Annotated in this window: 25 protein-coding genes and 1 pseudogene; 2 read left to right on the top strand and 24 right to left on the bottom strand. The window is 69.8% G+C overall.

Annotated features, from left to right (window positions below; all coding sequences use genetic code 11):
• The first annotated feature begins 28 nt into the window (after positions 1-28).
• Positions 29-784: a thioesterase II family protein gene (locus AC3ETA_RS00640; RefSeq protein ID WP_432190816.1), complete on the top strand. Its 756-nt coding sequence runs from the start codon at positions 29-31 to the stop codon at positions 782-784.
• A gap of 35 nt (positions 785-819) precedes the next feature.
• Here the strand turns inward: AC3ETA_RS00640 and AC3ETA_RS00645 are convergent, their stop codons facing one another.
• A complete protein-coding gene (locus AC3ETA_RS00645; protein ID WP_432190817.1) occupies positions 820-1098 on the bottom strand; it encodes a lyase family protein in 279 nt (92 codons plus the stop codon).
• Between the two features lie 661 nt (positions 1099-1759).
• Between AC3ETA_RS00645 and AC3ETA_RS00650 the strand changes: the two genes are divergently transcribed.
• Complete coding sequence (locus tag AC3ETA_RS00650) at positions 1760-3247, top strand: hypothetical protein (protein ID WP_432190818.1); 1488 nt, start codon at positions 1760-1762, stop codon at positions 3245-3247.
• 166 nt (positions 3248-3413) lie between these two features.
• Here AC3ETA_RS00650 and AC3ETA_RS00655 read toward each other — a convergent pair whose 3' ends face one another.
• The 23 genes and pseudogenes from AC3ETA_RS00655 to AC3ETA_RS00765 form a co-directional block, all read right to left on the bottom strand.
• On the bottom strand, positions 3414-5060 hold the full coding sequence (locus AC3ETA_RS00655) for a DUF4192 domain-containing protein (RefSeq protein WP_432190819.1): 1647 nt from the start codon (positions 5058-5060) through the stop codon (positions 3414-3416).
• Entirely contained in the window at positions 5057-5584 is a 528-nt protein-coding gene (locus AC3ETA_RS00660; RefSeq protein WP_432190820.1) for a hypothetical protein, read from the bottom strand. Before AC3ETA_RS00660 ends, AC3ETA_RS00655 begins: the two co-directional genes overlap by 4 nt.
• The gene (locus AC3ETA_RS00665) at positions 5581-6591 is read right to left on the bottom strand and encodes an N-6 DNA methylase (protein ID WP_432190821.1); all 1011 of its coding nucleotides are present in this window, start codon (positions 6589-6591) and stop codon (positions 5581-5583) included. Before AC3ETA_RS00665 ends, AC3ETA_RS00660 begins: the two co-directional genes overlap by 4 nt.
• A 91-nt stretch (positions 6592-6682) precedes the next feature.
• On the bottom strand, positions 6683-6985 hold the full coding sequence (locus AC3ETA_RS00670) for a hypothetical protein (protein WP_361262514.1): 303 nt from the start codon (positions 6983-6985) through the stop codon (positions 6683-6685).
• A gap of 61 nt (positions 6986-7046) precedes the next feature.
• Entirely contained in the window at positions 7047-7685 is a 639-nt protein-coding gene (locus tag AC3ETA_RS00675; protein WP_432190822.1) for a hypothetical protein, read from the bottom strand.
• A 294-nt stretch (positions 7686-7979) separates the two neighbouring features.
• A complete protein-coding gene (locus AC3ETA_RS00680; protein ID WP_432190823.1) occupies positions 7980-8609 on the bottom strand; it encodes a hypothetical protein in 630 nt (209 codons plus the stop codon).
• Positions 8606-9106 carry a hypothetical protein gene (locus AC3ETA_RS00685; protein WP_432190824.1) on the bottom strand — a complete coding sequence of 167 codons (501 nt, stop codon included), beginning with the start codon at positions 9104-9106 and terminating at the stop codon, positions 8606-8608. Before AC3ETA_RS00685 ends, AC3ETA_RS00680 begins: the two co-directional genes overlap by 4 nt.
• Before the next feature lie 58 nt (positions 9107-9164).
• A complete protein-coding gene (locus AC3ETA_RS00690) occupies positions 9165-9506 on the bottom strand; it encodes an HU family DNA-binding protein (protein ID WP_432190825.1) in 342 nt (113 codons plus the stop codon).
• A gap of 157 nt (positions 9507-9663) precedes the next feature.
• Positions 9664-10473, bottom strand: a complete 810-nt coding sequence (locus tag AC3ETA_RS00695) for a hypothetical protein (RefSeq protein ID WP_432190826.1) — start codon at positions 10471-10473, stop codon at positions 9664-9666.
• 2 nt (positions 10474-10475) lie between these two features.
• Positions 10476-10916 carry a hypothetical protein gene (locus AC3ETA_RS00700; RefSeq protein ID WP_432190827.1) on the bottom strand — a complete coding sequence of 147 codons (441 nt, stop codon included), beginning with the start codon at positions 10914-10916 and terminating at the stop codon, positions 10476-10478.
• Between the two features lie 18 nt (positions 10917-10934).
• Positions 10935-11660 carry a hypothetical protein gene (locus AC3ETA_RS00705; protein WP_432190828.1) on the bottom strand — a complete coding sequence of 242 codons (726 nt, stop codon included), beginning with the start codon at positions 11658-11660 and terminating at the stop codon, positions 10935-10937.
• Between the two features lie 34 nt (positions 11661-11694).
• Complete coding sequence (locus tag AC3ETA_RS00710; RefSeq protein WP_432190829.1) at positions 11695-13185, bottom strand: DNA cytosine methyltransferase; 1491 nt, start codon at positions 13183-13185, stop codon at positions 11695-11697.
• Positions 13186-13394: 209 nt separating this feature from the next.
• Positions 13395-14015, bottom strand: coding sequence for a hypothetical protein (locus AC3ETA_RS00715; protein WP_432190830.1), 621 nt, complete (start codon positions 14013-14015; stop codon positions 13395-13397).
• Positions 14016-14104: 89 nt separating this feature from the next.
• Positions 14105-14434, bottom strand: coding sequence for a hypothetical protein (locus AC3ETA_RS00720; RefSeq protein ID WP_432190831.1), 330 nt, complete (start codon positions 14432-14434; stop codon positions 14105-14107).
• A 30-nt stretch (positions 14435-14464) separates the two neighbouring features.
• Positions 14465-15406 (bottom strand): helix-turn-helix domain-containing protein, encoded by a 942-nt coding sequence (locus AC3ETA_RS00725; protein WP_432190832.1) that lies wholly within the window; start codon positions 15404-15406, stop codon positions 14465-14467.
• A gap of 84 nt (positions 15407-15490) precedes the next feature.
• Entirely contained in the window at positions 15491-16624 is a 1134-nt protein-coding gene (locus tag AC3ETA_RS00730) for a PD-(D/E)XK nuclease family protein (protein WP_432191048.1), read from the bottom strand.
• 72 nt (positions 16625-16696) lie between these two features.
• A complete protein-coding gene (locus AC3ETA_RS00735) occupies positions 16697-17683 on the bottom strand; it encodes a recombinase RecT (protein WP_432190833.1) in 987 nt (328 codons plus the stop codon).
• A gap of 14 nt (positions 17684-17697) precedes the next feature.
• A complete protein-coding gene (locus AC3ETA_RS00740; RefSeq protein WP_360822728.1) occupies positions 17698-18042 on the bottom strand; it encodes a hypothetical protein in 345 nt (114 codons plus the stop codon).
• Between the two features lie 106 nt (positions 18043-18148).
• A complete protein-coding gene (locus tag AC3ETA_RS00745; protein ID WP_432190834.1) occupies positions 18149-18352 on the bottom strand; it encodes a hypothetical protein in 204 nt (67 codons plus the stop codon).
• Positions 18353-18439: 87 nt separating this feature from the next.
• Positions 18440-19015, bottom strand: coding sequence for a hypothetical protein (locus tag AC3ETA_RS00750; RefSeq protein ID WP_361262556.1), 576 nt, complete (start codon positions 19013-19015; stop codon positions 18440-18442).
• 146 nt (positions 19016-19161) lie between these two features.
• Positions 19162-19620 carry a hypothetical protein gene (locus AC3ETA_RS00755; protein WP_432190835.1) on the bottom strand — a complete coding sequence of 153 codons (459 nt, stop codon included), beginning with the start codon at positions 19618-19620 and terminating at the stop codon, positions 19162-19164.
• 72 nt (positions 19621-19692) lie between these two features.
• Positions 19693-19938, bottom strand: coding sequence for a hypothetical protein (locus AC3ETA_RS00760; protein ID WP_432190836.1), 246 nt, complete (start codon positions 19936-19938; stop codon positions 19693-19695).
• 322 nt (positions 19939-20260) lie between these two features.
• A pseudogene (locus tag AC3ETA_RS00765) lies at positions 20261-21169 on the bottom strand (peptidoglycan-binding protein); the annotation flags it as partial.
• Positions 21170-21220 lie beyond the last annotated feature (51 nt).

Here is a 21220-nt window from a genome sequence, read left to right on the forward strand (position 1 = left end):
GGCGGCCGCGGCCGTGGATTGGACCCACATGTCCGCAACGCAGAGCCGGTGGTTCCGGCGGTTCGACAGCACCGCAGAGGGCGAACTCACGCTGATCTGCTTCCCGCACGCCGGCGGCGCGGCGAGCGCCTACCTGGGCCTGTCCCGCGCCCTGGCGCCCGACATCGACGTCGCGGCCGTGCAGTACCCCGGCAGGCAGGACCGTCGTACGGAGCCGGCACTGACCTCCCTGCCCCATCTGGCGCGTGCCGTCGCGGAGGAGCTGACGCGCTTCCCGCAGCGCCCGTACGCCTTCTTCGGGCACAGCATGGGCGCGGTCGTGGCGTACGAGACGGCCCGGATCCTCGCCGAGTTCGACCTGCCCACGGCACAGTCCCTGGTCCTCTCCGGGCGTGGCGCGCCGAGCCGTACGCCCCGGGCCACCGACCGGCTCTCCGGCGACGCGGCCCTGATCGGCGAGATACGCCGCCTGAACGGCACGAACGGTCGTGTGCTGGACGACCCGGAGGTGCTGGAGATGGTGCTGCCCACCCTCCGGGCGGACTACGGCGCCCTGGGTTCCTACCGCTGGCTGCCCGGTCCGCCGCTGGACATCCCGCTGACCGTCATGGTCGGCTCGTCCGACCCCATCGTCACCGTCGAGGACGCCGCCGGCTGGCTGGCCCACTCGACGAGGCCCGGCGAGGTGCTCACCTTCGACGGCGGCCACTTCTATCTCGACGCGCACCTGGCGTCGGTGGCCGCGGCGGTGCGGTCGGCACTGGGGCAGCCCGCGGTGGTGTGAGGCGCTGCCGGGTGTCAGGGACCGGCCCTGAGCGGTCACGCGGATCGGCGTGCGACGGACCGTGTCATCGCCAGGGCGCTGCCGAGGCAGGCGGAGGGGTCGGTCAGCCGGCGGATGCGGTGTTCGCCGAGGGGTGTGACGATGTCGGGGTTCTTGAGCAGTTCTTCGGCGAGGCCGGTGCCTGTTTCCGTGGCCCGGGCGCGGGCGTCGTAGACGAGTTGGTGGGCTCGCTGTCTGCCCAGGCCGGGCGCGAGGGCCATCATGACGGCTTCGGCGAGGGCGAGCCCGCCGGTCAGGTCGAGGTTGTCGCGCATACGGGCCGTGTCGACCCGCAGGTTCGCCAGGGTGCGGTCGGCCTGGGTATCGCCCCGCCCGGGCGAGCAACGGCCGAGCCAAGGATCTTGGAGAACATGAATAGACCCCCCGAGCGATCGGGGGCCCAGGTGTTTCCGCAGGTGGAAACGGTTCTCCTCGCGTAGCGAGCGGTGGGGCGGGTGGGACTCGAACCCACGGCCGACGGATTATGAGTCCTTTTCTGATCTTCCGATCCGGCCCCACTCTTGCCTCATTCTTCCTATAACCGCAGGTCAGAGGCACCTCGCCGTTCTGGCTCTGCGTCGGCCTTCCTGATCCTTCCGGGTCCTTCCGTCCACTGCGTGTCCACTGGCGGTCTCCCGAGAGCCTTCCCGGAGGAGGCGCTTGGGGACGTCAGCTGGATCAATGCAGGTTGAGCGTGGGGGAAGACGAGGTCTCGAACTCTCACGCAGCGGAGTGCCTTACAGACGGAAAGGACTCCGCCCCCTTCGCCCGGGGATGGAGCCATACGGCGTTTCTACTGGTCAGCCGCCTGCGGACAAGAGTACCGAAGTCGGCCCCGAGCGGGGCGAGCATGTCCGCCCGGCTGCGTGCTGACACGCTGGTCGAGGGCATCGACGGCCACTTGTGACCCGCCTTGTTTCCTTGTGAACTTGTCGCATGCACCGCTGGAAAGCGTTGAACGATCGACAACTCACGCTCCTCAGGAAACTTGCTGCCGACGAGGATCGCGGCGCTCAGGATCCGGGCATGCGGCGGTCAACCTATGCGCTGCGCGATCGGGGTCTCGTGACGGTGAGCCGCCGGGGTGGCGGCTGGCGGGCGGAAGTTACGGAGGCAGGGCGGTTCTACCTGCAGCACGGTCATCATCCGGAGCATCCGGCACACGGGCGCACGGCTGCTGGTGAGTCGAAGGCACCGGTTACCGTGGCGAAGGGCAGGGTCCGCGGCTCCACGACAACGGCGACAGGCCATGGGAGCAAGCCGGCGACCACCCATAAGAAGCAGCCAACGCCGTACAGTGAAAGGCCCATCCCCGTCGCACGCCGCGCAAAGGCGACCAAGCTCGTGGAGCGATTGGTCGCCGAGCGCCATGTGGTCATATCAGAGCCTGACGAGGATGAGATCACCGAGTGGCGACGTGTCATCGACTTCGCCAAGCGGCACAAACTCGCGCCGGCGGGCAAACGCATCGAGAAGCAGCGACTGTGGAACGCAGGCCGTGATCTGCAAATCTCGTTGGTAGACGGCCCACATGCCAACTCTGGGCGGAGCTCCCCAGAGGAGAACCCGCGGGTTTCAGTCCCCGCGCAGTTGCGCTCGCCGCACCGCGTCGTCGCGGCCTTGCGAGACAGCGAGCGCCGGCTTCTTATGCCGCCCTCTTTGCGTCGCCGCGCTTTGCTGCTGCTGCAAGGGCTCGCATCAGAGGCGGAACGCCGGGGATACAAGGTACGCGAGCAGCGGGTCCCTGAGCGTGACCACCGTTCAGCGCACTATTACAACGGCCGGTACTTCCCCGCGAGTTGTCGGGAAGGGGTGCTGGAGATCGTTATCGACGGCTTCACCAGCTGCGTCACTATCAAGCAGGAGTTTCCCCAGTCTGCCGATCCAGACCGCTCTCAGCAGCTCGCTCTGGACATCGGGTACAGCCGGTCCAAGAGGCAGCACCACTGGGGCGACCGCAAGCGGTCGAAACTCGAGGACGTCGTCGGGATCGTGCTCCAGGAACTGGAGACGCGCGCGGTCGAGGAGCGGCAGAGGAAGCTGGATGAGGAACGCGCGAAGGAAGAGCGCCGCATCAGCTGGGAGGCGGCCATGGCTACCGCCAGAGAGAAGGCTGCTCAGGCTCGCTTCGCAACGATTCTCCGTGAGCAGGCAAAACAGTGGCAGGATGCTCACGCGCTCCGCCAGTACTGCGACGCTCTGGAGCGCAGGATCAATGTAGCGGCTGACGAGGACGTCGACGTCGAATCGGCTCGTGTCTGGTTGCGGTGGGCGCGCGACTACGCGGAGACCCTCGACCCGCTGACACAACTACCGACTATGCCGTCCGGGCTGACGTTCGAGCCGGAAGATCTCAAGCCGCACCTCAGCGGGTGGAGTCCCTACGGTCCGGAGGCGCACGCATCGGCTTGGAGCACTTTCTGAGGGAGGCGCGCCTCGCCTTTGTGTAGTGCGAGCATCGCTAGCCGCATTCCTGACCGATGCGACAGGGCCGCACCGTCTGCACCCAAGAGCGCGGCCCTGTCTGCGGTGAGCAGCCATGGGGTCTCCGGGCCGGTGGCCCCGGCGGTTGCCGGGGCCACGGTGTCAGTCAAGGGGTGTCGAGGTCCGGTCGGCTTGCGGTGAACTCCGCCGCCGCTTCGCGGTACATCGCCAGGAGCCGGGCCGGGTCGCACTGGTTGCGGATGCCGTCGAGCAGCAGCTCGGCCATCGTGTAGCCGGGGTAGATGTCGAGGGCTTCGGCGAAGGCGTGGCTGGCGGTGACGGTGTCGCCCTGCCGCCAGGCGACCCAGCCGAGGAGGGTGAGGAGCGGCGGCGCCTTACCGGTGTGCGGCGGTACGCAGCGCCGGGCGAGGTAGCCCCACAGCTGCCGCTCGTAGGGAAGGCCACTCTCCTCGCCGGTGGACAGCGCGGCGTCCCTCGCGTGCAGATCCTGCAGGCCGAGGATGATGCGAGCGGCGATCTCGTCCGTGAGCTGGGGACGGCCGCTGCGGAAGTCGGCCAAGGCTCCGTTGACGATGTCGATGGTGCCGTAGCGGGCGAGGATCCGTCCGTCTACGGTCCGGACCTGGTCGTAGTAGTGGGTGGCTGCTGCGTCGAGTGCCTCGCGGTAGCGCACCGCGATGGTGTCGGTGGTAGGGCGGTATTCGCTGGCGACCTCGACGGCGTGCTGGAGGTGTGCCGCGCGCTGGGCATGGCCCTCGCGGGCGGAGGCGAGCCAGTCTCGGGGGTCTTCGCCGTCGATCGTGCCGAGGTGCATGCCCGTAGCCAGCTCGTAGTCGGGGTCGGTGGTGATGGCGTCGCGCAGGGCGAGCCGCGCGGCAATGAGGTCGCCTTGCCGCCAGGCGACGAACGCGAACAGCGTCAGTATGGGCACGCCCTCCGGCTTGAACGGTCCGGCACAGTGCCGGGCGAGGTAGGCCCAGAGGCGTCGGGCATAGGGAAGGTCGCCGTCCTCCGCGTGCGCCATGCCGGCCTCCACGGCGGCGTCGTCCTGCAGGCCGACGATGAGCTGCATGGTTAGCGCGCGGCCGAGGACGGTCGCGCCGTCACGGAACCGGCTCATGGCGGCGTCGATCTGCTCCAACGTCAACGCGAGCGTCGCGTCTCGTCCGGCGTTAGTCGCGCACCGCGAGTTGAAGTGGTCGGCGGTGGTGTGCAGGTCCTTGAGGAGGGCGGGGTCCGCCGTGGCCCGGAACTCCTTGATGATGTCGCGGGTGCGGGGGCCCGGGGTGCGACCAAGGCGGGTCATCTGCGCGACGACGCTGGTGGGGTCGTCGGGCGACGGGAGCGGCTCGCCCTCGCAGCAGCCGTCGATGTCGCACTCGTAGGCCCACCACCGGTTTGCGACGAGCCCGATCGTCTGGAGGACGGTGGCGCGGTGCTCCGTGAATTCGTTCGTGAGCCAGGTGCCGATGGGGGCCAGGAGCGCGGCGGTGTCCTCTGGGCTCTGGCCGGGACGCGGTTCGCGGCACAGGTAGATGATGACGCCCTGGGCGGGGTCATGCCCCTGGTCGTGGGCGTAGGCCACGAACTGACGGGCGGCGTTCTCGGTGGTGGCCTGCCACTCGGCGCTGTCGTCGGGGAGGGGGCACGTCATGATCGGCCCGTCGTGGAAGTTCGGGCCGGGGGCGTGGAGCGCGATGCTGTCGTCCGGGTAGTGGCCCAGGAGGTACGGCAGAATCTGGGCGAGGTTGGGCAGGCTGGTGACCTGCACGGTGTTGTCAGGCGTGCTCACTTCTGGGTTCCTTCGTTCTGCGATGGCGTGTCGGGCTGCCCGATGCGGGCGGGCGGCGCGGGGGCGGGCATGCCGCGTGGCTTGTTCGTGAGGGCGGGGAGCAGCCGTTCGCGGACGAGTGCGGCGAGGTCGGCGGCCAGGGCTTTGCTGGTGCGGGTGGTCAGGACGGTGTGCCAGGTGCGGCCGGGCTGGAGCCGGGCGTCGTTGGCGGCTTGTGCTTCGGCTTGCTCGATGTCGGTGCCGTCGGGGATCGGCGGCAGGTCGGGGCCTGCGGTGATCCAGGTCTGGATGCCGAGGCCGCGGGATTGGACGCGCAGGCCGATGCGGTGTCCGTCGGGGTGGTGGTAGGTGGCGGTGCGTTCGGGTGTGTCGGTGTCCTCCTTGTGCCATGGCGGGTCAAGGGTGGGGGCGATCTGGTCGAGGGGCGGCAGGTCGATTTCGTCGCGGGGTCCGGCGAAGGCCGGGCGTCGGCGGCGCGGTGCCGGGGTGGTGCCGGGTCGGTCGAAGGGGTCGGGTTCGGTCACGCGGCGTTCTCTTTGCTGGGCATGAGCTGGTCGACCAGGTCGAAGGCGCGGCGCCAGGCGACGATCGTGCTGGCGGTCTCCACGTACCGGTCGCGCTGCTCGAAGGCTTCTTTGGCTTCGGCGCGGGTCTTGGCGTAGTCGTCGTCCGGTGCGAGGGAGTCGGCGCAGCCGATGAGGCAGCGCGGGCCGAGGTCCCAGATGATCGCGTTGACGGCGGCGCACCCGGCGGACAACGAGTCGATGTCGTTGCCGTACCAGTGGAAGTCGTGTGGGTTGAGGCCGAGGTCGCGCAGGCGTTGGGCGACGGAGCGGAACATCGTGCCGGAGCCGACGGCGGGTTCGCGGAAGGACATGCCTGGCTTGGCGAAGTCCTTGTCCACGGTCATGTTGGCCATCAGGTCGGTGATGCACGCCGGCGTGTGGTACTCGCCGCGCCACTTCTTGTCGCTCTTGTGGCGCAGGCCGGTGAGCAGGGGGCTGAGGACGTCGGCCTCGGAGCGTTGCCAGGGGTCGTCGTGGCCGGTGAGGTCCATCAGGCCGGTGTTGATGGCGGCGCGGGTGACGGCGTGCACGGCGCGGAGCTGCTGCTTGTCCGGGTTGGGGTTCCAGGCCCAGTCGTGGAGACGTATCGCGCGGTTGATCAGGTCGGGGCGCTTGATCCAGTGGCCGAGGTAGATCTCCTTGAACAGCTGCGGGAGTTGCTCGGGCCGTAGGTTGAGCACCCAGTCCGCCAGGCCGGGCACGTTGCGCAGCAGGGAGAGCCCGGCGACGGTGCCGAGGGGAACGTCGATGCTGCTGCCGCCGAAGGACTGGTACCAGGCGTCGAGGACGCTCTCCGCGATCTTGCAGGCATGCTCGTACGGCTGGCGTGGGGCGGCGTAGCGGCGGGCGGTGATCTTGCCCGTGGGGCGGGCTTTGGGCCGGGGCGGGGGCTTCTTCGCCCATGAGGGCGCGGGCCGCGCGGCGGTGGCCGGGGCTGCCGCGCGGGGCAAGAAGTCGTCGGACATGGCTGGGGATTCCTTTCTGCGGGCGCGCATGGGGCCGCCCCGGTGCGCGGTGCGCGACCGGGGCGGTGTGTGGAGGGGGTTGGGAGTGGGATCAGCTGGTCTGCTGGAGGTCCCGGAGGGTGGCGAAGATGCCGCGGACCTCGATGGCGTACGCGGCTTCGGGGTGTCCGGCCTGACGCAGTCCGCCGATGAGGAACATCAGGGCCGCCTCCTCGGCGTCCATGTCGCTGATGAGCTCGTCGAAGCTGGAGTCGCGCAGCTCGTCGGGGCGGTGCTCGTAGCCGACGCGCAGGGTCTTCTCGATCTCGGCGAGGGTCGTTGCGGTCTGGTTGTCGGTGAGGCCGAGCAGTTGGGCCCAGGACGTCAGGGTGGCGTCGTCAACGGGGAGCTTCACGGGCTGGTGCCTTTCGGGTGGGCCGTGCCCGGCCGCGTGGTGCGGCCGGGCACGGGTGTGGTCAGGAGGTCGGGGCGGCGGGGAAGGGGTCGCTCTTGTGGTCGGGGTGGCAGGCGGCGTACAGGCCGCCGGGGAGGCGTTCGGTGATGACGCCCCATCCGGCCCAGCGCATGACGGCGAGGTAGCCGAGGTCTCCGCCGGCGAAGCCCGTGCGGGCCTTGGCGCTGGGGTCGGGCTGGATGAACACCCAGCCGGGGAACTGGCCGGTGTCGTCGGGCATGACCTGGAAGCCGGGGCGCAGTTCGTGGATGCCGTCGGTGTGGATGGGCGGCATTCCGGCGGCGGTCAGGATGCGCACGGCCTCTTGGACGTGCGGGTGGCTGTGGTGCTCGGGCAGGGTGCCGACGCCGGTGTGGATGGGGCGCTCGTACGGCAGGCGGCCGACGGCGGCCTTGTAGATGTCCATGAGGAGTTGTGCGTCTTCGCGGCGGCCGGCGTGGCGCATGGCGATGTTCGCGACGATGACGATGGAGTGCCGGTCCTGGGTGAACAGGCGGCGGAACTGGTCGAGGGTCATGCCGGTCGACACCTGCACCCGGGCGAAGGTGCGCGAGGCGAGGCGCATGGCGTGAGCGACGTGTTCGGGGTCGAGCCCTATCTCGTGGGCGAGTTGCAGGACTCCGGTTGAGTAGTCGTTCATGGGGTTCTCCAAGAGGCGCTTGCGCGTATGGGTGCGCCCCCGGCCGAAGCCGGGGGCGCGGGGTTCTCTGGGGTTCGGGCCGGGCTAGCGGCGTCCGCATCCGGCGTGGCCGCAGCCACCGCAGAAGCCGCCGCTGTTGCACTCGCAGCCGCATCCCTGGTTCTGGGTTTCCACTTCCAATTCCCCTTCCGGTTCGAGCATTTCCCGAATTCCTTACTTATATCTTAATGGCAAATACCCCAAAAGCAAGGTACACCCAACCGAATGCGCATTTAGTTTCCGCAATTCAATTCCCTAATTCGCGGCGGCCGGAATGAGCTCGGGCCAGCGGACCGACTCCAGCGCGCGGCGGTGCGAGTCGGGCACGGGCACGGTGGGGTAGCCCAGCCAGTCGAGGCCCATCGCGGCGAGGATCGTGGCGTCCGCCTGGTCGTAGCGGCCCGGCCCCTCGCACTCGACCCCGTACCGCTCGACGGCCACCGAGCGCACCATGCCCTTCGCGACGCGGGACCTGTCCTTGCGAGGCCACTCGTGCGCGGGGTTTGCCCGGCCGGTCGCGTAGATCGTCCGCCCGTGCGGGGTGACGACGGCATACGGGATGCGGTGCCGCCACAGGTACTGGGTGACCAACCACCACAGCCCGGCCAGCTCGTGGTGCCCGGCCTGCGCCCCCTGGGCGTACGCGGCGCCCTCGACGACCACCAGGTCCGCTCCGTCCTTCACGCTCAGCGCGACGGCCTCGACCAGCCAGTCCAGCCGTTCATGGCTTCGGCGTCGGCCGGGCCGACAGGCGTGCGCCCAGTCCGTGCCGGCGATGCCGGTCGAGGTCAGCGACAGGTCAAGGCCCACCACGCGGGGCTGCCACTCCCCCTCCTCCTGGACGCTCGGCAGGGTCACGGGCGCGCTCTGGAGTTCGGCAGTCACCGATCACCCTCGCCGGTTGCCGCGCGATGGACGGCGACAAGCCGGTTGGCCTCAGCCATGGCCGCGGTCTTGGCCCGGGCCGTCCACTCGCCGTCATAACTGCCTGGCGGCCCCCACAGGTACCAGCCGGTGTCGTGGTAGCCGTCCTTCGGATTCCTGCGGCGGTAGCTGAGTTCCCACCAGCCGTCGCGCCAGCTCCACAGGCGCTTCGCGTCCGGGTCGGGCACCCAGCCGGCACGCTCGGCCAGGGCCTGGAAACGCGCCACGTCGGTGCGCAGCATTGCCGCTTCAAGGGCGGCGTCCAGGTCGCGCGAAGTGGTGCACCCACCACCGTCCGCCTGATGCGCGGGCGAGGAGGGGCGAAGGACAAGCTGCCGCACGGCCTCGTCCCTCTGGCGCGCGACGCGCCGTAGCAGACCGGCCGCGCCAACCATGCCCCGCTCCTCCAGCCACTTCGCAGTGGCCTCGACCTCTACGCCCACGGAACGGTCGTTCATGTCGTTCTCCTTCGGTGGGGCCGTCTCGGCACGCCGAGACGGCCCCAGGTGTGCAGCGTTACGGGCGGGCGGCCTTGGGGGTCTTGGGGTCCTTCTGGATGCAGTTGCCGGACTCGGGCATCGCCCGGCGGTACGCGACGAGGTCCTGGAACCGCGCGCCGGCGCGGAACTTCACGACACGGCGCTCAGCGATCTCCACTGGCTCACCCGTCTGGGGATTGCGGCTGGTTCGGGCCGGGCGCATCTCGGGCGTCAGGCTGCCGAAGCCTGTGACGGAGACGACCTCTCCGCCGACGACGGCGCGGACCATCGCGTCGAGCGTGGTCTCCACGGCGAGTTTGGCCTGGGCGCGGTCGCCGGTCGCCGCGGCCACCACCTCGATGAGCTGGGCCTTGTTCACTGGGTCTTCCTTCCGATTCGAGCGGATCGCAGGAGTCGAGGGGCGCGCACGCCACGCCGCGGGCCAGGGATGGAGCCCGAAGCCGGGGTCCGCGCACTGCTCACAGGCCGGACCACGAATGCACACGTGTTGATTCATAAATGTCACCTACTTTGAGTCAGTCGTGCACACGGACCAGGAACTTCCCGGCCGCGAGAACCTGGGAGATGGGGAGAGCGACGGCCACGAAGTCGGCCGAGACCAGGTGCGGTTCCTCACCGCGGCCGGGCTTGCCGGGCACGATCCACACCGTGCCGGTGGCATCGGCGTAGCGCGCCCCGACCTCAAGGAACTGCCCGGAGAAGGAGAACCGGCGGACACGCAGCGACATGGACCACCCGGCGCCGGGCTCGGGGCCGTCCCAGCCGTGCGGGGTCTGGAGGCCGAGGAAGTCGCTTCCGGCAGTCACGAGGGTGCCCGCCGGGCCCAGGGAGCGGAACTCGATCGCCTCACCGTTGGCACCGGCGTTCAGCCACAGGGACAGGTCATCGGAGCTGAGCTGCACGGGGCGCCCCTGGGCCAGCGGGTGGTTGCGGACGTCGAGCATGATGCGCAGCAGCACGCGCCAGGGCAGGCGGTGAAGGTGCGATGCGGCGGGAACGGTGAGCTGCGCGACGCCTTCGGTGAAGCGGAGCAGCTGGTGGCCTTCGACGGTCAGGTGCTCGATGGTGACGGTGTCGGACGATTCCAGCCAGCCGCGAAGCGCGGCGACGTCGTCGTAGCCGATAGGCGCTGTCCACACGTCGCTCCCCTTGCCCGACGCGCGAGCGACGGCGAGCGTCCGGGCGCTGCATCCGACGACGTGCAGGTAGCGGGAGGCGCAGTCGAGGATCAGAGTTTCGGGCTCGCAGGTGTCGTCGGCCTGGTAGCGGTGCGGGGCGGCTTGGTCGAGGACGACCGCCAGGTCTCGGGCCTTGATGGTGAACACAGTTATTCTCCGCAGGAGTTGTCGGGGTCAGGGCAGGAGCCGGAAGTACGCTTGCGGGCCCGGCGGGCCCGCTGGGCGAGCTTGTCGGCTTCCAGACACAGGGAGCAGGTGCGCTCCCTGCGCCGTCTGTGGGCACGGGCACCGGCTTCGGTGCCGTGGGTGATCGGACGACGTCCGCGTTCGAGCAGTTCGGCGGGCCGCGCGCCCTTGCAGGTCTCAAGGACCCGCCCGTTGCGCCAGAACCGCCCGCCGCACACGCCGTCGAACAGGCTCATGTTTGGCAGGACCAGGTCGATGCACTGGGATCGGAACGGGCAGCTCTGGCAGATCGCGAGGAGGGCGCGCACCAGCGGCTCCGTCGGGGCTTCGGCCGCCGTCTGTTCAGACGTGAAGCGGGCGTCCCCGGCGCAGGGGGCTTCGCCGGCCCACCCGATGCCGCTCATCTGCTCCTCCTCTCGTATCTAGGCGGTCGGTGGCAGCGGCATCAGGCGCACCTGGTCGCTGACGCTGGAGCCGTACGGGTGGGCGAAGCCGGGCGGCACCGGTGTGAGGTGACGGTCCGCCAGCGGCGGCAGGAGGAAGATCTGCGCCACGAGGCGGGTGAGGGCGTCGTCGCAGGAGTTGCTGAGGCGCGGCCGGACCGCGGGAACGCGTTCCTCACCGTCGTGCTGGTCCTCGACGACTCCGACGACGCGGCCCCCGCCAGCGCGGCCGTCCACCACGACCGCCGTGGCTGCCGGGTGGTGCCCGCGTATCAGCTCGGCCACGCGCGCCACTCGGTCGACCGGTGGCAGCTCCAGGAGCCAGCTGCCGTCCATGGCCGTGTTGCGGTGCACGAGCGCCCACGCCGGTGAGGTCGGGGGAATGAGTGCGTGCTCGGTGTCGAGGGCGATGTCCTCGGCGATCTCGTTGAGCGGATGGCCCGGCTCGGTGCCGTCCCACAGCCAGGGGCACCCCCCGAGCGGGCTGGTCTGCTCACCGAGCACGCCGTGCACGGTGACGCTGCGGTATTCGCCGCTCCGGTCGAAGGCCACGTAGGCGGCCTGGGGGCAGCGGGCGCGGATCTTGGCCGCAAGGTGGTCGGTGATGCCCAGACAGTGAGCCTGCTCGGCTCGGCGGAGCGCGAGGGCCAGGTGGTCTCGCTGCTGGGCGAGGATGGTCACTGCGTCGCGGGCTGCCGGTGTCATGGCAGGGATATCCCTTCTTCTTCGGAGGTGGAGGTCAGGCGAGGACGGGCTTGAGGCGTTCACCGATCCAGCGCGCGACGTTGACGCTCACCGCGTTGCCGGCTTGCTGGGTCTGGGCGGCCTTGGTGCCGACGACCTCGTACGTCTCGGGGAACCGCTGGGCCGACAGCTGCTCGCGGGGTTGGAGCATCCGGAAGTAGCAGTCCTCGATGGCGGGGGCGCTGCGCACGATCGCCGCCGAGTCGCGGGTGGAGAGGGTGTGCAGCGGCTCGGCCGCGGTCTTCGGCGCCGTCTTGCGGTACGGGATGACCAGGGTGTTGCGCGCCCTGGTCCGCACGTCGCCATCAGGCACGACCAGGCCGTGATGGCGGGCCGTGGCAATCGTGCTGAGCGGAGCATCGATCGGCGCGGCGTCGCAGTTGTTGCGGAACTCCACGATGAACGGGTCCACCGTGACGAGGGCTTCGCTCTCGCGGGTGGTGCGGGTGCGCATCGGCTCGGCCGCCGAGGAGGCGGTGTCGTTCCACGAGCCGCCGACCGGCACCAGGAGGGCTTCGCCGAGCTTGGCCGTGCGGGTGGGCAGCGGCCGGGCGTGCGGAGAGAAGGCCCGGTCCGTTCCGTCCTTGCCGTGGGTGAGCGTGACCACGGACGGCGCATAGGGGAACTTGTCCAGCCCGGCCGCGATCCGCCGCATGGTGTTGGGCACCAGCGGCTTGGTGCGGTCCCCGATCCGCTGGCCGATGTTGTCCCACAGGATCACGTCGGAGGCGGGCCGGACATACGGCTCCACCAAGGCGTGTCGGCAGCGGGTGTGCGGGCACCGGTAGTCGTACTGCTGCTGGTACTTGCCCACCTTCACCCGCGGGTCGCGCCAGCTCTGGCGCGCCTCGACGTCCCGCCCGCATTCCACGCAGTAGGCCAGCGGGCGCGGCGCGAGATCGGGGCGGCGGATGCCGGACAGGGTGAAGACCAGATACACGCGGTCGCGCCACTGAGGGGCGTACGCATTGGTCTCCGAGCCGATGTGCGCGGAGGACACCGAGACGATCTGGACCCGGTAGCCGAGCTTCTTCATCGCGCGAATCCACTCGGGGAACAGCAGCCAGTCGGTGATGAACTCGACGACGTTCTCCACGACGACGCAGGGGAACCGTTTCGCCTCGGCGGCGCGCAGCACGCACCAGGCGGTCACCCGGGTCATCTCGAATGCCTCGGGCGGCAGTTCGCGCCACTGCTCCTCATCCTCGAAGAGGGCGTCCTGCACGGGGTCGGGGCGTTTGCGCCCGCCGGCGGGGCTGACCTCGGTGCAGATGATCGAGGCCCAGAGCACCAGGGCCTTGGGGAGCCAGCGCATGGGATAGTTCTGGATGTCGGCGCAGCGAGCCGACGCGGTCGGGTGGTTGATCGAGAAGGTGTCGATCGCGGTCTGCCAGTGATTGATGCCGAGGATCGGCTCGAATCCGGCTTCGAGCAGACCCTGGCCATCTCCGCCCGCTCCGCAGAGCAGGTGGATGGATCGGGGCAAGGTCGTGGTCTCCAAGAGGCGGGGCCGCCCGGCCCGGTGGGCGGGCCGGGCGGCCGTGGTCAGGACTGGTCGGTGGCGCGTAACGCGCGGTGGTGGCGGCTGTCCTCGATGCCGAGGGCGGTGAACCCCAGCAGTCCGAGGGCGCACACGATCAGCAGCCAGATCACCGGTCCGCGCCCCCGGTGGGGCGCGGTGCGCGGCGCGGCCGGTCAGTCATCGCTGCGGGTGACGCGGACGGTGGTGATGTGTCCGGCGCTCTCGAACACCGACAGCGGGTAGCCCTCGCGTTCGCTTCGCTGCCAGACGCGGCGGTAGCCCTCGTCGCCGGTGAGCCGCTGCGACCACTCCGAGTGGCGGGCGATGGCGGTCGCCGCGCCCTCGGTCCCCGCGACGTGGTTGTGGCTGGCGCCGTACGGGGCGATGTGCGTGGCCGAGACGATCAGCCGGGGCCCCCGGCTGGGCACGTCCAGGGCGTCGATGCGCACCATTGGCGGGATGAGGCTGTTGCCGTGGTGGCGCTGCGGGCCGCTGGGGGTGGAGTCGTACAGGACGGTGTGCTGGCTTGGGTTCTGCACGTTCTGGCGGACGACGTTCCAGCCCTGCAATTCGGCGGGGTCGGCGGGCAGGCTGTGCTCGGAGGCGATGATCAGTTCCGTGTCGTCGCGCAGGTCGGCGCGGACAAAGAACTCGCCGCCGCAGGTCTCCATGTCCGTCACCCAGCCCGCGTAGCGCAGCGGGCTGATGACGTGGCTGTAGCGGCGGAAGAGTTCCTGCCACAGGGGGTCGGTGGTGCCGTTGTGGTCGGGCAGAGCCGCGATCGTGGTGGTCATGTGCCGTTCTCCAAGAGGGTGTGCACGGCGGGCGCACAGAATGTGCACCCGCCGTTGAAAAATGTCACCTATCTGATGTGACGTGAGTGTCAGCCGGTGGGCAGCTCGCTACGGGCGAGGATCTGCACCGCCCACATCCGGCCCCCGTGGGTGACGACGCAGCCGATCGTGCGCCCGTCGTAGGGCAGGGCGAAGCCGCTGCCGTCCTCCTCCCTGGCCAGCTCGCCGACGAGCTCGTGCACGCCGCGCTCAGCGCACTCGGCCGAGCAGTACAGGCCGCGACCGAGGCGCGGAGGGAGGTGCGATCCGTGGATGACTTCGGCGACCACGACGTAGGCGTCGGGGGCCGGGGTGGTGGCGAGTGTGTCGGTCAAGACGGTCTCCAAGAGGTTGGTGAGTTCGACCAGTTCCGAACTCATACTTATATCTTAATGGCATACACCCGGGCGTCAATGTTTCCGATCTCGTGAACGCCCTGCTCCTCGCCGGGAGTTGGCACCTGCTTCACGACCCATGCGGGCCAGGTCCCTCACTCGCTGGCGGGCCATCTCCAGCGCCTGAGGGTCCGTCTCCGCAACGCGCCGCTCCTGCTCGGCGAAGAACTCCCTCAGCCAGTCCTGCTGGCCGCGGTGCTCCCGGTCGGCTGCCTCGCGTCGCGCCTGCTCGCGCCCCGCACGCGGGTTGGTACCGCAGCCCCGGCAGTTCGCCACCGGTTCGGCGTGCTTCGGGCAGCCCGCACGCCGCTCCTCCTCCTGCCCCGCCCCCGCCTCCCCTGCGGCGCCAGCCGTGGGGGTAGGGGGGTAAGGAAGAGAAGAGGAAGGAGAGGGAAGAGAAGGGGTTTCCCCAGGGGAACCCGCCCGGTTTCCCTGCGGCAACCCACTGGGTTCCCCTTCGGCAACCCTGCCCTCGGCCCCGGCAGGGTTCCCCCGGGGCAACCCTGGCTCGGAAGCCGCCCCTGCAGCGGCCCGCGCCTCTTCCCGTGCGGCGACGTCCTGCTGCGTACGGGCCGCCGACGATGGTTTGCGGCGTGGGGTCTTGCGGGCCAGCCGGGGGTTGGTCGGGGCGCGCTGCGCCGCACGGCGCCGCTCGATCAGCTCCTCGGTCGACGGGATCGGTGGCACGCCGTGCGGGAACACGCGGTACTCGGCACGGCGGCCTACGCGACCGATGGTGACCCGCTCGACCAGGCCGAGCCCGACGAGTTGGGTCACCACCGTGATGACCTGCTTCTCGCCCACGCCGGCCCAGGCCATCATCCGTTCCAGGCCCGGCCGGGCGAGCCTCGACTGGTCGTCGGCCGAGTCCGCGATCTTCATGAGGACTAGCTTCTGCGTGGTGTTGATCACCTCCTTCGGCAAGTAGGCAGCGACCACCATCAGTTGGATGCTCACCGGCACCTCTCCGTGATTGCGTCCGGGTCCTGCAGCCCCGCGCGGGCGCGGAGCACGCCGGCCCCGCGCCCGCGCACCTGGCGATCAGGGCTTCTTGCACGCGGTGACGTTGATGCTCACCGCGGTCCGCCGGTCGTGGTCGAGGCGCGTGGGCACGGGGATGCCCACCTCCTTCAGCGTCGCCTTCATCGCCGCGGCGTCCGGGGCCATCGGCACCTCAAGCCCCGCCCTGCGATACAGCGCGACCATCGCCTCGACGTCATCGACCTTGGTCGGGTTGCCGCCGCTCCACTTCAACGCGTTGTCGCCGTAGACGCCGGGCTCGGAGCCGTCGAGCTGGGCGCGCAGGAACTTCTGCCGCTCCTTGAGCGGCTTGATCTGCTCGGAGACCTGGGCGTATTCGGTCAGCGCCTTGGCGCGCTCCACGTCGTCGTGGATGAGCAGGCTCTGCGGCGAACGCCCGGCGACGAGCGGCCCCCAGCACGCGGTGCGGAACGGGCAGTGGTCGCAGATCGCGGAGATGCCCGGCCCCTGGAACGTGCGGGGCAGCGCCTCTGGGGAGGCGGCCGAGCGCACCTGCTGGACCCACCAGCGGGCGCGGCGCGCACGGTCCGCCTCGTAGGCGATCTCCTGGACGTGGTCGTCGCCGTTGTCCCGGTTGATGAACCTGAAGCGGACTCGGGCGACCGGCACCGGCCCGAGGCGGGCGAGCTGGCGCTGACCCCGGACGCTGGCGAAGCCCTCGGTGCCGAGCAGGTCGGCGTACAGGTACACCTGTCGCAGCTCGGCCTCGCTCGCCCCGTACCGCAGGACGCTGTCCCACTGGTAGGTGCTCTTGGTCTTCACGTCCTCGACGGTCGTCTCCTCGGCGGGGAGTGTGGGGCGCAGCCGCTTCGGGAGACGGGCGGCGGTGGCGCGGTCCAGCTGGACGGCGTCGATGTGGCCCCGGACAATCTGGTCCTCGACGCGGCGCTCGACGAGCCAGCCGTACTCCTCGCGGGCGGCGTCGAGCATGCCGGCGTGCAGCCAGGTCCCGAGGATCGCCTTGCGCTTCTCGCCAAGGTCGGTGGGGGTCCGGCCGTGCAGAAGGTATCCGGCCCGGCGTGCGCATACGGTGTCGCTGGCGCCGAGCTTTGTCTGCTGGGAACGGGGGCGGCGTGCGTCCGCCGCGTGAGCGGCGGGCCACAGGCTGACCGGCCGCTCGGGCGCGATGGCCATGGTGGTCACGGTGTTCTCCAAGAGGATGGGGTGCCGCCCGCCGACAGCGGGCGGCACCCGGTGTCGTCAGGGTCAGGAGGCGGCGCGGCGGGACGCGGCGGGACTCTTCCGGGGTGCGCGCTTCGCCGGGACGGGGGCCTCGTCGGGCTCGGGGGCCGACTCCGGCTTGGGCTTCGGGGCGGCCTTCTTCGCGGCACGTGCCCGCTTCTTCGGTGCGGGCTTGTCCACGCCGTCGCCCTGGTCCTCCTCCTGGGTGCCGGCGGGCTTGCTGCTCGCCTTGCCCTCCTTGCCGCTGCCCGCTTCGAGTCCGGCGGCCTCGCGCAGCCGTCGGGTCGCCTCTTCCGCCTCGCGCACGACGGCTTCGGCGTCGGCCCGCTCCATCTCCTCGTCCACGTACACGCCGGACAGGTCCTGCGGCGCGGCCATGCGTAGCGATCCGGCTTCGGCGCACTTGCGGAGCATGTGAGCGGGCATCTGCTGCCACATCTTCGCCACGACGTACGCGCCCGCCTTGCGGTCGTAGTACGTCGGGGCGAACTCGTCCCACCGGGCAATGAACGGGAAGCGCGCGGTACCGCGCACGACGGTGACCTTGACGGCCGACGGGTACGACTTGGACAGCCAGACGTCGTGGGCGGTGCCCTCGGAGTCGTAGTAGACGGTGTCCTCGTAGGAGATGGACTCCCCGGCCTTCGCCGCTGCCCGGTGGGCGACGGTGCGGAAGCCGTCGATCCCGGTCTGAATGGTCCAGGTCTTCTCGGGCTCGTCGGGGTTGTCGGCCGCCTTCCAGTTGGTGCGGCCGATCATGTAGATCTGCCGCGCGAACGGATCGAGTCCGGTCCGTACGCAGTAGTGGAAGAACATCGCCAGGTGGCCGCGCGGGGCGCCGGACAGGCCGGGGCTGATCAGGGCCAGCGTCGAGAGCTGCTTGTGGTCGAACTCGTCCTGATCGGCGCGCAGGACGATGGCGCTCGGCCGGACGGCGGGGCTTGCCGTTCGGGCGGTCTCGACCACCGTGCCCTCCACGATGGCGGGTTCGGCGAATGGTTCGTCGGTCACGATCTCTCCAAGAGTCAGTCGGTCCGCAGGCTGCGGACCTCGAATGCGCGCGCCCACTCGGGGTGGCGCTCGATGAGCAACCGGACGTACCGGCTGCGGAAGTTGTTGTTGAGGCGGAACTCGTCGCCCTCGGTCGCCATGACGTACCGCCAGCGCAGGACCTCGAAGAGCATCCCGATCCCGACGCGACTTGCGCCGCGCTCCAAGTAGTCGGCGGTCAACGCCTCCAGGGCGCGGAGCACCCAGGGGTTGAGCTGGTGGAACGTCTCGAACTGAGCCTGGATCGACGCGGGCTGGCCCTCCGGCTGCCTCACGGTGTGGATGACCAGGCCCGGTATCTCGTCCTGGACGGCTGCCATACCCACCCCCTGGTGACATCTTTCAAGAATGTCACCTATCTTGGGGGTCGGCGGACAGATGATCAACCCCACCGGCTAACGGGACGACTTCACACCCCGCCTCGCATCAGGCGGAGGCCCGCTCTGCCGCATCGTCCATGCGGGCCTCGCGCGCTTCATTGGCCGCCGACGCCGCCCGCAGAGCACCGATGGCGACGTTCGAGTCGGGATACTTCAGGACGTAGAGCGAGAGGGCGCCCTCCATGACCAGGGCCTCACGGGCGTCCATGATGGCGACCTCTCCGCCATCCTGCGTCGCAATGAACTGCACTACTGCCTCCTTGGCGAATCCGAACCCCCGAAGGGGATTGCTTATATTTTATTCGCATTTCGGGGCTAAGTACAGTTTCTGCGCAGGTCAGAGGGCCTTTCGGGCGTGACGCCCTCGGGTCAGGACGCGGCTGCCGGGACCGTCGTACGTGCCGTCACGCAAGGCCGCAGCGACGTCCTCGTCCACATCCCACGGCAGGCTCCTGGCGCTCTCCCGGAGCTGGGGAACTGCCTCCAGGACGGTGTCCAGCATCCAGAGCATCGACCCGGAAAGCAGCCAGTCGTGCTCCGGGAACCGCCCTGTCGCGATGGTCGTCGCCAAGTTGCCCTGTGCGGGCAGGTGGAACAGCTCGATGACCTCCTGCTGGCCGACGATCGGCGGCAGCTCATCTCCCAGGTCCGCCTCCCAGCCCTTGCCCTGCTCCGCGATGATCCGCGCCTTGACATCGAGGTCGACCTGGCGGAACCGCGCGGTCGTCGCGCCCCACCTGGCCGCGAAGCCGAGCGGCCAGTACCGCACCCCGCTGACGACGATGGAGGTCTCTGGGTCCAGCACGCCCCGGCTCGGGGCCAGCCACTGCGCGACCTGCTTCGGATCGACGCGGTACAGCGCGGCGAACTCCTGGTGCCCGACCAAGTACGGCTTGGGCTCGTGCCGGCTCATCCCCGTCCTCCGCTGTCCGTCCTGAATGCAGAGGGCAGCGTAGCCGCACGCGCACGCCGGCGAGACGCTGCTATGGTGGCGGCGGTCTTCTCCAAGAGGCCAAACGGCCCCCGCCTCGGCGGGGGCCGTGTGCATTTCCGCGCGCCTCACGCGGACTTCTCCTCCGGCTGCCCTGCTCCGGCGCTGAGCCGGGCGGGACGCCTCGCCTTCATCTGCCGCGTGAACCGAAGAGCGTGGATCGTGCGCCCGCCACTCGCCTTCCGGAAAGCTGCCGCCGCCGCGGTCTTGGTCAACCGCCGCCCGTCCACGGTGAACAGCGGCCCCTCGGTACGCGCCCCAATCAGCTCACGGAGCACGTTGGCCGCAGAGACGGTGACCCCCGCCTCGAGGACACCGCCCTCCTTCGCGTGCCGAATGACGACGAGCCGGTCATCCAACTCCGCATCCGGCACATCGAACGCCAGGACCTCATCCAGCCCGACCTCCGATTCCCAGATCAATTGCCACACCGCGCGGATCGCCGGCGGGACCCCTTGGTCCGCGAGCGCGGTGTCCACCTCCAAGTCGGTGACGAGCAGGTGTGTCGTATCCATCGTGACCCCCATGGCCGCAGGAACAATGCGCCCTCACGCTAAGCGCGCTGTCGGACAGCACCTCCTGGCCCGCCAAGGGGCGTCTCACGCCCGCACGAGGCTGACCACGGTGAGCACTACGGCGATGATGCTGGCCAGCACCGCGACGGTCGGAAGCGGCCACCGTGTCTTCTCCAGCGCGGCCACTCGTTGCTCCAGCTCCTCCAGAGCCTTGTCCGTCTGGTCGCTGCGCTGCACGAGCAGGGCCAGCTGGCCGTCGATGCGGGCGAACCCGACCTCCAGAGTCTGGCGCAGCTCGGCCAGCGCGAGCGCGACCTGTCCCTCCGGCACCGTCTCCTCCTCTCCTCTCATTGGCCGGTCAGTGCTTGGGGGTAGCGGGGTCACGCTTCATCGGCAGCCACGACGCCGTGCCGGGCCTGCCGAGCACAGTGCCGAGCGTGGACTTCAGCGCACTGAGCGCAGCGGGCATCGCGGAGACCGCGGCGGCTTGCCACGCCGACAACGACACCATGTCCGTCGTACTGGAGGCGGCCATCAGGCCCAGTAGCGACTGAAGGTAGGTGGCGATGGTGCGCTCAGCGACATCGGCAAGGGCCTGCGGCATCGGGTCGTGCTCCTGGTTCGGGGTCGTAGGGGCCGGGTCGGCACTGGCCTGATGCGGAACGTGGAGATCCGCCCAGGTCTGCGGGCCGGGAATCCCGTCGGCGTCGGCACCGTGGTGGCCCCGCTTGATCTGGTAGGCCGCGTATGAGCGGCGGTGCGCCTCGTTCCACACCGGGCCGGGCGGGGTGTCGTAGGAGTCGCACCCTTCCGCGACCAGCCGCTTCGCCATGGCGGCGATCACCGGGGAGGAACGCCCCTCTCGGAAGAACTGGGCACCCGGGTAGGCCGCATACTTCGGCGTCGGCCTCGGCTTGGGCTTCGGGTCCGGCTTCGGCTTCGGCTTGAGGTCGGGCTTCGGCTTGCCGTCGTTCTTGAGGTGCCGGGCGACGCGGGCGCGGAAGTCGTCCATGTCGATGCCACCGGGGTCAGGCTTGCCCGGCTGCCACTCCTTGTGACCGATGACGGAGTGCTCGTTCCAGCCGTGCGCGCGGCAGATGGCCGCAGCCGCCCGCGCCATCGCATCGAACTGGGTCGCCGGCCACGGCTGGCTGCCGGTGTTGATGCACTCGAAACCGTAGAAGTGCCGGTTGCCGTCGGTATCCGCCTCGTTGTCGCGCGGAAGAGTCGTCTTCTCCGCGATGACGGCGAGCAGAACGTCGGTGTCACCCATCCCGGCGTGGTTGCATCGTCCGTAGCCGACCAGGTGGACAGTGCCGGAGCGGTCAATCACGCCGTGGCACAGCGGTCCCGGCAAGTCCTCATAGCCGGTTCGGCACAGCTCCACCATGTCCTTCTCGGAGCTGTACGGCCCCGTGTGGTGGATCATGATCCCGTTCGCGGGACCCCAGTTGCCGTGCGTGTTGCGGTTGTGGGTGCGCCACTTCCCGTGCTCGACCACGCCGAGCCCGGCGCCCTTCAGTACGGACAGGAACCTGTCCGCGCTCAGCGGTGTAGCCACGCGCTTCGTCCATCTCCCCTGCGCCGGATGGCAGTCGGCCGTGGCCGCCGC

Source organism: Streptomyces sp. bgisy027 (assembly GCF_057710365.1).

What these genes read in the sequence shown, in the direction of transcription:
- AC3ETA_RS00755 (WP_432190835.1), bottom strand. Translation starts at nt 19,620, where the DNA reads ATGGGGGTCACGATGGATACGACACACCTGCTCGTCACCGACTTGGAG.
- AC3ETA_RS00715 (WP_432190830.1), bottom strand. Translation starts at nt 14,015, where the DNA reads ATGACCACCACGATCGCGGCTCTGCCCGACCACAACGGCACCACCGAC.
- AC3ETA_RS00650 (WP_432190818.1), top strand. Translation starts at nt 1,760, where the DNA reads ATGCACCGCTGGAAAGCGTTGAACGATCGACAACTCACGCTCCTCAGG.
- AC3ETA_RS00740 (WP_360822728.1), bottom strand. Translation starts at nt 18,042, where the DNA reads ATGGCAGCCGTCCAGGACGAGATACCGGGCCTGGTCATCCACACCGTG.
- AC3ETA_RS00730 (WP_432191048.1), bottom strand. Translation starts at nt 16,624, where the DNA reads ATGGCCATCGCGCCCGAGCGGCCGGTCAGCCTGTGGCCCGCCGCTCAC.
- AC3ETA_RS00685 (WP_432190824.1), bottom strand. Translation starts at nt 9,106, where the DNA reads ATGAACGACCGTTCCGTGGGCGTAGAGGTCGAGGCCACTGCGAAGTGG.
- AC3ETA_RS00675 (WP_432190822.1), bottom strand. Translation starts at nt 7,685, where the DNA reads ATGAACGACTACTCAACCGGAGTCCTGCAACTCGCCCACGAGATAGGG.
- AC3ETA_RS00665 (WP_432190821.1), bottom strand. Translation starts at nt 6,591, where the DNA reads ATGTCCGACGACTTCTTGCCCCGCGCGGCAGCCCCGGCCACCGCCGCG.
- AC3ETA_RS00750 (WP_361262556.1), bottom strand. Translation starts at nt 19,015, where the DNA reads ATGAGCCGGCACGAGCCCAAGCCGTACTTGGTCGGGCACCAGGAGTTC.
- AC3ETA_RS00640 (WP_432190816.1), top strand. Translation starts at nt 29, where the DNA reads ATGTCCGCAACGCAGAGCCGGTGGTTCCGGCGGTTCGACAGCACCGCA.
- AC3ETA_RS00645 (WP_432190817.1), bottom strand. Translation starts at nt 1,098, where the DNA reads ATGCGCGACAACCTCGACCTGACCGGCGGGCTCGCCCTCGCCGAAGCC.
- AC3ETA_RS00705 (WP_432190828.1), bottom strand. Translation starts at nt 11,660, where the DNA reads ATGACACCGGCAGCCCGCGACGCAGTGACCATCCTCGCCCAGCAGCGA.
- AC3ETA_RS00720 (WP_432190831.1), bottom strand. Translation starts at nt 14,434, where the DNA reads ATGAGTTCGGAACTGGTCGAACTCACCAACCTCTTGGAGACCGTCTTG.
- AC3ETA_RS00700 (WP_432190827.1), bottom strand. Translation starts at nt 10,916, where the DNA reads ATGAGCGGCATCGGGTGGGCCGGCGAAGCCCCCTGCGCCGGGGACGCC.